The sequence below is a fragment of the Streptomyces sp. NPDC026515 genome, assembly GCF_055567595.1.
Map to the genome: position 1 here is coordinate 103,347 of NZ_JBVHQD010000004.1, position 12,823 is coordinate 116,169.

At 70.5% G+C, this 12,823-nt stretch carries 10 protein-coding genes and 1 tRNA gene; 10 read left to right on the plus strand and 1 reads right to left on the minus strand.

Going from position 1 to position 12,823, the window contains the following annotated elements:
- Positions 1 to 133: 133 nt before the first annotated feature.
- The 7 genes from sucC (at position 134) to ACZ4O3_RS08965 (ending at position 6,904) form a co-directional block, all read left to right on the plus strand.
- A complete protein-coding gene (gene sucC / locus ACZ4O3_RS08935; RefSeq protein WP_362727568.1) occupies positions 134 to 1,264 on the plus strand; it encodes an ADP-forming succinate--CoA ligase subunit beta in 1,131 nt (376 codons plus the stop codon).
- A gap of 14 nt (positions 1,265 to 1,278) precedes the next feature.
- On the plus strand, positions 1,279 to 2,163 hold the full coding sequence (gene sucD, locus ACZ4O3_RS08940; protein WP_467721727.1) for a succinate--CoA ligase subunit alpha: 885 nt from the start codon (positions 1,279 to 1,281) through the stop codon (positions 2,161 to 2,163).
- A 2-nt stretch (positions 2,164 to 2,165) separates the two neighbouring features.
- Positions 2,166 to 3,701: an aldehyde dehydrogenase family protein gene (locus ACZ4O3_RS08945; RefSeq protein WP_467721728.1), complete on the plus strand. Its 1,536-nt coding sequence runs from the start codon at positions 2,166 to 2,168 to the stop codon at positions 3,699 to 3,701.
- A gap of 217 nt (positions 3,702 to 3,918) precedes the next feature.
- Positions 3,919 to 4,003, plus strand: a tRNA-Leu gene (locus ACZ4O3_RS08950).
- A gap of 570 nt (positions 4,004 to 4,573) precedes the next feature.
- The gene (locus ACZ4O3_RS08955) at positions 4,574 to 5,209 is read left to right on the plus strand and encodes a ParA family protein (protein WP_362724166.1); all 636 of its coding nucleotides are present in this window, start codon (positions 4,574 to 4,576) and stop codon (positions 5,207 to 5,209) included.
- 650 nt (positions 5,210 to 5,859) lie between these two features.
- Positions 5,860 to 6,312 (plus strand): RidA family protein, encoded by a 453-nt coding sequence (locus ACZ4O3_RS08960; protein ID WP_362724169.1) that lies wholly within the window; start codon positions 5,860 to 5,862, stop codon positions 6,310 to 6,312.
- Between the two features lie 10 nt (positions 6,313 to 6,322).
- Positions 6,323 to 6,904, plus strand: a complete 582-nt coding sequence (locus tag ACZ4O3_RS08965) for a TIGR03086 family metal-binding protein (RefSeq protein ID WP_467721729.1) — start codon at positions 6,323 to 6,325, stop codon at positions 6,902 to 6,904.
- Here the strand turns inward: ACZ4O3_RS08965 and ACZ4O3_RS08970 are convergent.
- Entirely contained in the window at positions 6,886 to 7,875 is a 990-nt protein-coding gene (locus tag ACZ4O3_RS08970) for a helix-turn-helix transcriptional regulator (RefSeq protein ID WP_467721730.1), read from the minus strand. The two genes, ACZ4O3_RS08965 and ACZ4O3_RS08970, sit on opposite strands and share 19 nt — an antisense overlap.
- Before the next feature lie 94 nt (positions 7,876 to 7,969).
- On the opposite strand from ACZ4O3_RS08970, the gene ACZ4O3_RS08975 reads away from it, so the two are divergent.
- The 3 genes from ACZ4O3_RS08975 to ACZ4O3_RS08985 all read left to right on the plus strand — a co-directional run bounded on the left by ACZ4O3_RS08975 (position 7,970) and on the right by ACZ4O3_RS08985 (position 12,812).
- Positions 7,970 to 8,368: a VOC family protein gene (locus tag ACZ4O3_RS08975; RefSeq protein ID WP_362724177.1), complete on the plus strand. Its 399-nt coding sequence runs from the start codon at positions 7,970 to 7,972 to the stop codon at positions 8,366 to 8,368.
- 50 nt (positions 8,369 to 8,418) lie between these two features.
- Positions 8,419 to 8,778, plus strand: coding sequence for a hypothetical protein (locus ACZ4O3_RS08980; RefSeq protein ID WP_467721731.1), 360 nt, complete (start codon positions 8,419 to 8,421; stop codon positions 8,776 to 8,778).
- Positions 8,779 to 9,251: 473 nt separating this feature from the next.
- Entirely contained in the window at positions 9,252 to 12,812 is a 3,561-nt protein-coding gene (locus tag ACZ4O3_RS08985; RefSeq protein ID WP_467721732.1) for a choice-of-anchor D domain-containing protein, read from the plus strand.
- Positions 12,813 to 12,823: the final 11 nt, after the last annotated feature.

Sequence of the window (12,823 nt, forward strand, 5' to 3'; positions counted from 1 at the left end):
CAGTCGACGAATACTGTATGAAGCTTGTTATCCCGCATCCGGTGGGTGGTGTCCAGGGGGCGTGCGGCACTTTCCAGTCATCGGAGTTCGGCCTCGCGATGACATCTGGATGACTTCGCAGACAGGAGCCGGAATGGACCTGTACGAACACCAGGCAAGAGAACTCTTCGAGGAACACGGCATCGTGGTGCCGAGGGCCGAGGTCACCGACTCGCCCAAGGAGGCCCGCGGGATCGCCCGCCGACTCGGCGGCCCGGTCGTAGTGAAGGCACAGGTCAAGACGGGTGGCCGGGGCAAGGCGGGGGGAGTGAAGATCGCCGCGGACCCGGCCGCCGCCGAACTGACGGCCCGGCAGATCCTGGGGACGGACATCAAGGGACACACCGTCGGCAAGGTGATGCTGGCCCAACCCGTGGACATCGAGAGCGAGTTCTACGTCTCCTACGTCCTCGACCGGGCGGCCGGCGGCTTCCTGGCGATCGCCTCCGCCGAGGGCGGCATGGAGATCGAGGAGGTGGCCGCCACCCGGCCGGAGGCGGTGGCCCGCATCCCGGTCGACCCCGCGGCCGGCGTCACCTCGGCCAAGGCCCAGGAGATCGCCCGGGCCGCGGGCCTGCCGCCCCAGAGCGTCGACGTCCTGGTACGCCTCTGGCAGGTACTGGTGCGGGAGGACGCCCTGCTCGTCGAGGTGAACCCGCTCGTGCGCACCACAGAGGGCCGGATCCTGGCGCTCGACGGCAAGGTCACCCTCGACGACAACGCCGCGTTCCGGCAATCCCGTTGGGGCGCGGACCAGGCCGAGCACCACGACCCGCTGGAGGCCACGGCCGCCGCGCGCGGCCTCAACTACGTCAAGCTGGACGGCGAGGTCGGCATCATCGGCAACGGCGCCGGCCTGGTGATGTCCACCCTGGACGTGGTGGCGGGCTGTGGCGCCAGGCCCGCCAACTTCCTCGACATCGGCGGCGGAGCCTCCGCCCAGATCATGGCCGACGGACTCTCGGTGATCCTCTCCGATCCCGCCGTGAAGTCGGTCTTCGTCAACGTCTTCGGAGGCATCACGGCATGCGACACGGTCGCCGACGGAATCGTGCAGGCCCTGGAGACCGTACGGCTGACCAGACCGCTGGTGGTCCGCCTCGACGGCAACAACGCGGCACGCGGCCGGGCGATCCTCGACGGCCGCGCACACCCCCTGGTCGAACAGGCCACCACCATGGACGGCGCCGCCCGCCGCGCGGCGCGGCTCGCCACCACAGCCTGAGGAGACGGGACGACATGGCGATCTACCTCACCAAGGAGAGCAAGGTCCTCGTCCAGGGCATGACCGGCGGCGAGGGCATGAAGCACACCCGGCGGATGCTCGCCGCCGGGACGGACGTCGTCGGCGGGGTCAACCCGCGCAAGGCCGGGCAGAGCGTCGACTTCGACGAACGCTCCGTCCCGGTCTTCGGGACGGTCGCCGAGGCCATGGCCGCCACCGGCGCCGATGTCACGGTCGTCTTCGTGCCGCCCGCGTTCGCCAGGGCGGCGGTCCTGGAGGCCGTCGACGCCGGCATCGGCCTCGCGGTGGTGATCACGGAGGGCATCCCGGTCCACGACTCCGTCGCCTTCACCTCGTACGCCCGCGCCAGGGGCACCCGGATCATCGGGCCCAACTGCCCCGGCCTGATCACTCCCGGTCAGTCCGGCGCGGGCATCATCCCCGCCGACATCACCAAGGCCGGCCGGATCGGACTCGTCTCCAAGTCGGGCACCCTCACCTACCAACTCATGTACGAGCTGCGGGACATCGGCTTCTCCACCTGCGTGGGCATCGGCGGCGACCCGGTCGTCGGCACCAGCCACATCGACTGCCTGGCCGCCTTCCAGGAGGATCCCGACACCGAACTCGTCGTTCTCATAGGCGAGATCGGCGGTGACGCGGAGGAGCGGGCCGCCGCCTACATCCGGGAGCACGTCACCAAGCCGGTCGTCGGCTACATCGCCGGGTTCACCGCACCCGAGGGCCGGACCATGGGCCACGCCGGCGCGATCGTCTCCGGTTCGGCCGGCACCGCGCGGGCCAAGCAGGAGGCGCTGGAGGCGGCCGGGGTGCGGGTGGGGAGCACACCGACCGAGACCGCCCGGCTGGTCATGGACCTTCTGGAAGCGAGGGGCTGACCATGGTCCTGGTCCGCAAGCCCGGCACCGGGTGGAACGATGCCTGGGCACGCTGTGTCGCCCTCGCCCCCGAGGCCTTCCGGGACGACCGTGTCCTCAACCTGCACGCCGGCACCTGGCAGCCCGACGGCCGGCCGCTGCCGGCGACCAGTCCCGTCGACGGCAGCCCCATCGCCGGTGCCCCGCGGCTGGACCGCGGCACCGCCCAGCGGGCCGTCCGCGCCTGCCTCGACCAGCACCGCGCCTGGCGGCATGTCCCGCTGGCGGAGCGCCGGGCCAGGGTGGCCGCCACCCTGGACGCCCTGACCGAACACCGCGAACTGCTCGCCCTGCTCCTGGTCTGGGAGATCGGCAAGCCCTGGCGGCTGGCCCAGGCGGACGTGGACCGGGCGATCGACGGGGTGCGCTGGTACGTCGACGGCATCGAGCCGATGCTCGCCGGGCGTGCCCCGCTGGACGGGCCGGTGTCCAACATCGCCAGCTGGAACTACCCGATGAGCGTGCTCGTCCACGCGGTACTGGTCCAGGCCCTGGCGGGCAACGCGGTGGTGGCGAAGACCCCGACCGACGGCGGTGTCGCCTGCCTCACCCTGGCCTGCGCACTGGCCGCCCGGGAGGGCCTGCCGGTCACGCTGGTGAGCGGCAGCGGGGGCGAGCTGTCCGAGGTGCTGGTGCGGGCGCCGGAGATCGGCTGCGTCTCCTTCGTCGGCGGCCGGGACACCGGGGCCGAGGTCGCCACCGCCGTCGCCGACCTCGGCAAGCGGCACGTCCTGGAACAGGAGGGGCTCAACACCTGGGGCATCTGGAACTTCACCGACTGGGAGGCGTTCACCGCCGTCGTTCCCGGGCTCTTCGACTACGGCAAGCAGCGCTGCACCGCCTACCCGCGGTTCGTCGTCCAGCGCGAGCTGTTCGACGAGTTCCTGACCGCCTACCTTCCGGCCGTCCGGCGCCTGCGGATCGGCCATCCGCTGGCCGTGTCCGACCCCGCCGACCCGTTGCCCGAGCTGGACTTCGGGCCGGTGATCAACGCGACCAAGGCCAAGGACCTGACCGACCAGGTGGCCGAGGCCGTCGACCGCGGCGCCGTACCCCTGCACCGCGGCCGCCCGGCCGACGCGCGCTTCCTGCCCGGCCAGGACACGTCGTCGTACGTCCACCCGGTCACCCTCCTGAACCCGCCCCGGTCCTCCCCGCTGCACCACGCGGAGCCGTTCGGCCCGGTCGACACGATCGTCCTGGCCGACACGGAGGCCGAACTGCTGGCCGCCATGAACGCGTCCAACGGCGCGCTGGTCGCCACGCTCTCCACCGACGACGAGGCCACCTTCGCGCGGCTGGCCCCGCAGATCCGCGCCTTCAAGGTCGGCCACGGCAAGCCGCGCTCGCGCGGTGACCGGGACGAACTGTTCGGCGGCTTCGGCGCCTCCTGGCGGGGGGCCTTCGTCGGCGGGGAGCTGCTGGTGCGGGCGGTCACGAAGGGTCCGACGGGGGAGCGGCTGCCGGGGAACTTCCCGGAGTACCAGCTGATGCCGTGACGCGACCCGCAGGCCGCGGCACGGCACGGTGCCGCGGCCCGCGCGGATTCCCCGCACGGCGGGCGCCCGCGAGCGGGTAGCGGGGCGACCACGCACGGTGAGCCCGTGCCGACCTGCGGATATGGCGACGGAAACGCAGGTGAAGGGCGCTCCGAAAGCTTGGTATTGTTGTCCGTGTCGCCGCGGGGAACACCCTCGGTCAGGTGACAGACACCTAGTCCGGGTGGCGGAATGGCAGACGCGCTAGCTTGAGGTGCTAGTGCCCTTTATCGGGCGTGGGGGTTCAAGTCCCCCCTCGGACACTCGCCATAGCGATACGCGGATGAGGGCCTCGACCTGACGGTCGCGGCCCTGCCTGCGTTTTCGTAACTGATCGTGATCCCGAGGGCTTCGTAGAGCGGGCTCTTCTTCTCTGCGTCGACGGTCTGCACGCGTTGTGCGATGTCTCCGAATCTCTCAGTGATCTCCCGGATCTGGTCGGCGCCGACTCGCACTCCTCGACCACTTTGCGGGCCTGAGTCTGCTGCGGGGTGAGCGTCTCGGCCGCGTTCGGTGCCGTGCTGGCTTGGGCGAGGGCGGCGAGGGCGGCGAGGGTGGCGCCGAGCCGGTCGGGGGCGAAGGCTTTCGCGATCCACCGGTCCAGAGCCCGGCAGACCACGTCCTCCCGGAGGTAGACGGTCCGGGGGTGGTTCGGTCCGGGGTGGAGGGACTGTTCCTGTTCCTTGAACTCGCGGCCGCACCCGCATCTTTCGGTCCTTGCGACTTCCGTACTGGCCCATACGAATGATTCACCGGCGCCGCAGGGTGAACGATGGCACTGTGTGCCCCAAGTCGGCGGCCGGGCAGCCGCTCGCGACCATACGTTGACTCACGTGCCGCTGAGCTACGCCTTTGTGAACCTGAAGCCCGGAGTGGGAAAGACGACCAGCGCGGTCTGGTTGGCCCACGCACTTCACGAGTCGGGCTTCCCACCGCTACTGGTCGACAGCGACCCCGCCTCCTCCGCGCTGCGCTGGAGCGAGTTGGCAGGTGGCTTTCCGTTTCCTGTGGTCGCTCTTCCGGTGGGCGATGTGCACCGGCGCGTGAACGACTTCCTGGGCGACCGGCAGGCCGTCGTGTTCGACGCTCCGCAACTGGAGGACCACGCGCACATCGCCCGCAGCATCATGAGGTACGCAAGCGAATGGATCGTGCCGGTGACTCCAGCTCCCATCGAACTGGATCGCATGGCGCCCATCGGTGGTGAGATGGGCGACGTACAGTCCCTGCGCGTCGAGCCGGCCCGCGCTGCCGTTCTGCTGAACCGAACGAATCGTGCCGACGCCACGCGTACCGGTCCCGATGCCGACGCCCGCGAAGCCCTCACCGAGCGGGGATTCGACGTGTTGTCCACGCACATTCCGCGGCTCGACTTGTACGCCCAGTCATTCGGAAGTCCAGTGGAGGTCAAAGCCTCGGCCTACATGGACCTCGCAGACGAACTCATCAAGCGACAGGACAAGGCATGAATCAGCGGAAGGACACCTACCGAGCCGCATTGCAGCGCGGACCGGACGCCGTCGTACCGCGTCCCGTCACAGTCACTCAGCTGCACACCCGGTACGTGCGGGTGACCATCGAGCTCGACTCCGGCTTGCCGCGTGACCTCGTGCGATGGGCAGGGTCAACGGTGTCCGTGATGATGCGGGCCGGCGCCGCTGCCCTGCGGCCCCCGAGAAGCGCCCCGTAAGCCGGGTGACGCAGGCGTGCACCGGCCTCCGCCCGCCCACTGGCTTGACTGCGCCGGGTGATCTCGCTGGATTGCGGAGGCCCGGAAATTTGCGCCCGCCGGATGCCGGTTCTCATGGGGAGACAGCGAGGGCACCCGGCGGATCTTGGAGCTTGAGCCGCCCCTGCGCGAGTACGAGCGTATCGGCAGCGATCAACTCCCCCGGCGAAGTCGCCACGAGGCGATTCCGTTCTGTGTCCAAGGGGCGAGGCAGGGGATCGCAACCCGCTGACGGCCTTCGGCCAGGGCGGGTGTCCGTGGTTTCGGCGCCTTCGTGTGCCCTCGGGATCGCCCGCACCGTGCTCGGCACCCACCCCGGAAATTGACGCGACGTGCCGGGCCGGTGCCTGGGAGCATGACCGGATCTCACCCGCACCGAAGGGAATCGCCGTGGTCCGGGCCGTCACCCTGATTCGTTCCAGCTCCTTGTCCGACGTCGCCGAGTACGCGTACGCGGCCACCGCACCCGCCGCGGCACGGCTGGTCTTCCTCGCCGGGGCGTGCCCGCTGAACGAGGACGGGTCCACGGCGGCGGTCGGGGACTACGCGGGGCAGGCGGCGAAGGCCTTCGAGAACATGCGGACCGCGCTGAGCGAGGCCGGCGCATCGGTCGAGGACGTCATCAGCACCCGCGTGCTCGTCGCGTCGAGCAGCCAGCCCGATCTGGTGGCCGCCTGGAAGGTGGTCCGGGACGGGTTCGGCGATCATGATGTCCCCAGCACCCTGTTCGGCGTCACCGTGCTCGGCTACGACGACCAGCTCGTCGAGATCGAAGCGGTCGCCGCCGTGCTCGACCCGCCCGCCTCCGAAAACCGGTGGCCCACGAACGAGGGGCGCGGTTAGCCGCGCGGCCGTGGACATCAGAGAACTGGACCGCCACGCCCTCGCCACCATGGCAGCGGTGACCGCGCGGATCGGCCCGGATCAACTCCGTCTTCCGACGCCGTGTGCCGACTGGACGCTGCACGGCCTGCTCCGTCACCAGGTGAGCGAGAACCTCGGCTTCGCGGCCGCCGCGGGCGGCGTCACCGGTGACCCGCGGGCCTGGGACCAGGGCACCCTGGGCGAGGATCCGCACCAGGCGTTCCTCGACTCGGCCGCCGCCATGACGAGCGCGTTCACCGAGGACGTCCTGGACCGACCGCTCCAGATCAGGGAGTTCGGGTTCTTCCCCGGCCGGGTCGCGCTCGGTATGCACGTGCTCGACTGCGTGGTCCACGGCTGGGACGTCGCCCAGGCCATCGGTGTCGCCTACGATCCGGACGCCGACCTGGTCCAGCACTCACTCAAGGTCGCGGCGCTGATCCCGGCCGGTGCGCCGTCCGACGACCGGCCGAGGACCGCGTTCGCCCCGGTGGTCGAGATCGCCGTGGGCTCCTCCGGCCTGGAGCGGCTGCTCGGACTCGTCGGCCGTCGTCAGGCCTGGCGGGCGTAGGACGCGAGGCGGTCGGCGAACTCGGCGATCAGGCGGCGGAGTTCGTCCGGGCTCTCGACCACGAACGGCCGGTCGAGGGAGGCGAGTGCCGGAGGCAGCCAGTCGAGCCGCTCCGCCCGCACCTCGACACGCCGCCAGCGCTCGGCCGCCCGGTCCTGGTCCGCCGCCGGCTCGTCCTCCCGAAGGACCGCGACGCCGGCGGGGAGGCGGGCGCGGATCTGCTCGACGGTTCCGTGGATCCGCAGGGTCACCTCGTGCCGGTAGCCGGCCGTGGCGAACCCGGACAGCAGGCGCTGTGCCGGACCGGGGCCCGTGGGCGCCTCGAAGGAACCGGGCAGGATCCTCGCGTCCGCGATGCGGTCCAGCCGGAAGGTCCGGTCCTCGCCGATCCCCGGGTCGTGGCCCGTGACGTACCACCGGCCCGAGTGGGCGACGATCCCGTACGCGTGCAGCGTGCGGTCGCCCCGCCGTCCGTCGCGGGCGGTGTAGCGCAGCGCGACCGGCCGGCGGTGGCGCACCGCGTCGGCGAGGGTGAGCAGGACGGCGGCGTCCGGGGTGTCGAAGTCGCCGGGCCGCTCCGTGAACGCGACTGCCTCCAGGAGGTCGTCGAGCCGACGGGCGAGGTGCCTGGGCAGCACCCGCCGGATCTTCGCCGACGCCGTCTCGTTCGCCGTGCGCTCCGCCGTCGCCAACCCCGCTCGGCGGCGGAGGAGCAGGCCGAGCAGTACGGCCAGCGCCTCGTCGTCGCTGAGCATGAGCGGCGGCAGGCGGTACCCGGGGGCGAGCCGGTACCCGCCGTAGCGGCCGCGCACCGATTCCACCGGCACGTCCAGGTCGGTCAGCTGGCCGACGTACCGCCGCACGGTGCGTCCTTCGACGCCGAGCCGGTCGGCGAGTTCGGCCACGGTGCGGGTGCCGCCCGACTGCAGCAGCTCCAGGAGGGTCAGCACGCGGCCGGTGGGGCGAGACATGGTCCCAACCTAACGCGAATACCGGACCGATTCTGTCCGCTATCTCTCCTAGCCTGCGCAGTGCCCTTCTGGAACACAGCCAAGGAGATGTCCCATGGACTTCGTCTCGATCCGCATCATCACCGGCGACGTCGCGCGCCTCGTCGAGTTCTACGAGCGGGCCACGGGGGTGCGGGCCACGTGGGCCACCGAGGACTTCGCCGAACTCACGACCGCGGGCGCGACCCTCGCGATCGCCGGCACCCGCACGGTCCCGCTGTTCGCCCCCGGCTCCGCCCGCCCGGCGGACAACCACAGCGTGATCACCGAGTTCCTCGTCGACGACGTGGACCGCGTCCACCGCGACCTCACCGCCTTCGTCGCCGACTTCGTCAGCGAGCCGACCACCATGCCCTGGGGCAACCGTTCGCTGCTGTTCCGCGATCCCGACGGGAACCTCGTCAACTTCTTCACCCCCGTCACCCCGGCTGCCAGGGAGAAGTTCGCGCGCTGACGTCACCCGCCGCGGCGGGCCGCGTCCGAAGTGCTCCCAGGGTTGTCGCAATGTCCCCTCTGGTGGTCTCCGGCATGCTCCTGGCCGCCCTGGGGCCGGCCGGCTGGGCCGCGGCGCGAGCCGACCCCGGCTACCCGCTGCTGATCGCCCCGATGAAGGCCGCGGGATTCGGCACCTCCTTCGCCCTCACCGGTTCGACCGCCACCGTGATGGGCGCCGCGCCTCCGGCGTACTCGGGTGCCGCCTCCGCCCTGTTCAACACCGCCCGCCAGATCGGCAGCGCCACCGGCGTCGAGCTCGGCGGCAGCCTGCTCGCCACGGCCACCGGCTACGGCACCGGGCTGCGCACCAGCATGGCCGCCGCGGCCCTCGCCTGGCGGTGCGTACCGGTGCCGCCGAGACAGGCCTGAGAGCCGGATCTCCTGAGCGCCCTCACACTCGGGGGAGGCGCACCATCCGTTATTTGCGGGCTTCTACCAGAATATTGCGGTCCTCTGTGCCGAGGACCGCCGACGGCAGTACCGACTGCGCCACCTTCACTGCCGGCCGGTGACACCTGGCCTGCGGGCCAGGTGTCCGAGTTCCAGATCTGGAACGCCTGACCCCGCCGATGCGGGGGCGCCGCCGGGGGCCTCGTCCGGCGGCGCTGCGGCCTGCCCTGACGCGCTGCGGCACATGGGATCTTGCGAGCTTCATTTTTATTGTTGCAAAGTTCTGTCGAGTTATTGCGCGATGATATCGGCGATATTACGGTCCCCCTTGCGCCCTCACCACCCCCCACCGTCCCCCACCAACCCCCGCGTCCCCCGTGTCCCGCTGTGTGCCGGACCGCGCCGTTCGCCTGCGCTCCCGAGTCCGGCATGCCGCGTGAAAGGAGTGGTAAATGTTCCATTCCATCCGATATCTGAGACGAGCCCTCGTCTGGGCGGTCGGCACCGCGATGGTGGCCGCCGTGTCCGTCGTCGTCCTGGCCGTCCAACCGGCCTGGGCGGCCTCCACCGCCACCGGCGGCAGCGGCGCGAGCCTGCCGTACGTCGAGGTGCAGGCGGAGAACTCCGCGACCAACGGCACGAACATCGGCCCCAGTTACACCCAGGGCCAGCTGGCCGACGAGGCGTCGTACCGCAAGGCGACGACACTCCAGGGCACCGGCAAGTACGTCACGTTCACCACGCCGGTGGCGACCAACTCGATCAACTTCCGGTACAGCATCCCGGACACCTCGGGCGGTTCGGTCTACACCGCCGCGCTGTCCCTGTACATCGACGGCGTCAAGCAGCCCGACTTCACCCTGACCAACGCCTACAGCTGGTACTACGGCAGCTACCCGTTCACCAACACGCCGGGCAGCAACCCGCACCACTTCTACGACGAGGCCCACCGGCTCTTCACCACCACCTATCCGGCGGGCACCACCTTCAAGCTGCAGGTCGACGCGGGGGACACCGCCTCCTCGTACACCATCGACTTCGCCGACTTCGAGCAGGTCGGTGCCGCCCTGACCGCGCCCTCGGGGGCGGTGTCGGTGACCAGCAAGGGCGCCGACGCGACCGGTGCGGCCGACGCGACCAGCGCGTTCAACGCGGCGATCAGCGCAGCCGGCCCCGGCGGCACCGTGTGGATCCCGCCGGGCACCTACAACATCCCCGGCCACATCAGCGTCAACAACGTCACGATCGCCGGCGCCGGCATGTGGTACTCGACCGTCACGGGCACGGCCCCCGGCTTCTACGGCAACTCCGCGCCCTCGGCCAGCACGGGCGTACGCCTGCAGAACTTCGCGATCTTCGGCAACGTGCAGGAGCGCGACGACAGCGCCCAGGTCAACGGCATCGGCGGCGCGATGAGCGATTCGACCGTCTCCAACCTGTGGATCGACCACATGAAGGTCGGCGCCTGGATGGACGGGCCGATGGACGGGCTGACCTTCACCGGCCTGCGCATCCGGGACACCACCGCCGACGGCATCAACTTCCACGGCGGTGTCACCAACTCGAAGGTGACCAACAGCGACATCCGCAACACCGGTGACGACGGCATCGCCACCTGGGCGGACTCCGCCCTCGGCGCCGACGCCAACGACACCGTCTCCAACAACACCGTCTCCCTGCAGATCCTCGCCAACGGCATCGCGATCTACGGCGGTCACGACAACACCGTCAGCGGCAACCGGGTGGTGGACTCCGGCATCGCGCAGGGCGGCGGGATCCACGTGGGGCAGCGCTTCACGTCGACGCCGGTCGGCACCACCACCATCTCCGACAACACCCTGATCCGGGACGGCAGCCTCGACCCGAACTGGCAGTTCGGTGTGGGCGCCCTCTGGTTCGACGGCAGCCAGGGCGCGATCAACGGCCCGATCAACGTGACCAACGCGCTGATCCAGCAGAGTCCCTACGAGGCCGTCCAGTGGGTCGAGGGCACCATCAGCGGGGTCAACCTGAACAACGTGACCATCGCCGGTACCGGAACCTTCGCTCTCCAGGAGCAGACCGGCGGCGCCGCCAAGTTCACCAACGTCACGGCCACCGGTGTCGGTTACTCGTCCCCGGTGTACAACTGCTCCGGCGGCAACTTCGTCGTCACCGACGGCGGCGGCAACTCCGGCATCAGCGGCACCCCGTACTGCGGCGGCTGGCCCGCCCCGGTCTTCCCGCCCTACCCGTCCGAAGGCGTGACGGCCACCCCCGGCGCGCTGAACTTCGGAGCGGTGGCGACCGGTTCGACCAGCGCGGCACAGACCGTGACGGTCTCGAACCCGACCAACAGCGCCGCGTCCGTCTCCTCGATCTCGGCCTCCGGCGACTACTCCCAGACCAACACCTGCGGCTCGTCGATCGCGGCGAACGGCTCGTGCACCGTCAGCGTCAAGTTCACGCCGACGGCGACCGGCAGCCGTACCGGATCCCTGACCGTCACCGCGGGCGGGACCACCAACACGGTCAGCCTCTCCGGCACCGGCACCGCGCCGGGCCCGGTCCTGAACACCGACCCGGCGAGCCTGTCCTTCGAGGGCACGGTGGTCGGCTCCTCGGCCACCGCGCAGACGGTGAAGGTGACCAACTCGGGCACCGCGTCGGCGACCGTCTCGGGAGTCTCGGCCTCCGGCGACTTCAGCCAGACCAACAACTGCGCCACCCTCGCGGTCGGCGCCTCCTGCACGGTCAACGTCGGGTTCAAGCCCACCAGCGGCGGCACCCGCAACGGCAGCCTGACCGTCACCAGCAACGCCAACAACAGCCCGACCACCGTCTCCCTGACCGGCAGCGGCATCGACAGCACCACGAACATCGCCGCCGGGCGCCCCGCGACGGCCAGTTCCAGCAGCAGCCCCTACGTCGCCTCGAACCTGACCGACCCGGACGCCTCCACGTACTGGGAGGGCACGAACGGTTCGTTCCCGCAGTGGGCCCAGGTCGACCTCGGCCAGAACTACGGCGTCGGCAAGGTCGTGCTCAAGCTCCCGCCGGCGACGGCGTGGTCGGCCCGCACGCAGACCCTGTCGGTGCAGGGATCCACGGACGGGACGAGCTTCGCCACGATCAAGGCGTCGGCCGGGTACACCTTCGACCCGAACACCAACAGCAACACGGCCACCATCACGTTCAACGCCGCCACGGCGAGATACGTGCGGGTGAACATCACCGCCAACACCGGCTGGAACGCCGCCCAGTTGTCGGACTTCGAGGTGTTCCCCAGCAGTGGCGGCTCCTCGCCGGCGACCCTGTCGGCCGACCCGACGTCACTGACGTATCCCACCCAGGCGCTCAACACCTCCAGCAGCGCGCAGACGGTCACGGTGACCAACACCGGAACCGCGGCCGCCACCGTCTCCGGCATCACCGCCACGGGTGACTTCTCGCAGACCAACACCTGCGGGACGTCGATCGCGGCGAACGCCTCCTGCACGGTGAACGTCACCTTCCGGCCCACCGCGTCCGGCACCCGTACCGGCGAACTCAGCATCGCCAGCAACGCGTCGAACGGCACGACCACGGTCGCGCTGACCGGCACCGGCGCCGGCACGGTGAGCAGGAACCTGGCGGCGGGCGCGGCCACCACGGAGTCCAGCCACACCGACGTGTACCCGTCGTCGAACGTGACGGACGGCAACCAGGGCACCTACTGGGAGAGCGCCAACAACGCCTTCCCCCAGTGGGTGCAGGTGGACCTCGGCTCCGCGCAGAGTGCGAGCCGCGTCGTCCTCCAGCTCCCCGCGGGCTGGGGCGCGCGCAACCAGACGCTGTCCCTGTCGGGCAGCACCGACGGCTCCTCCTTCGCCACCATCAAGTCGTCGGCCACCTACGCCTTCGACCCCGCCACCAACAACACGGTGACCATCACGTTCACCGCGACCACCCAGCGGTACGTCCGGGTGAACATCACGGCGAACAACGGCTGGCCGGCCGGTCAGCTGTCCGAGGTCCAGGTCTGGAACACCTGACAGCCAGACCT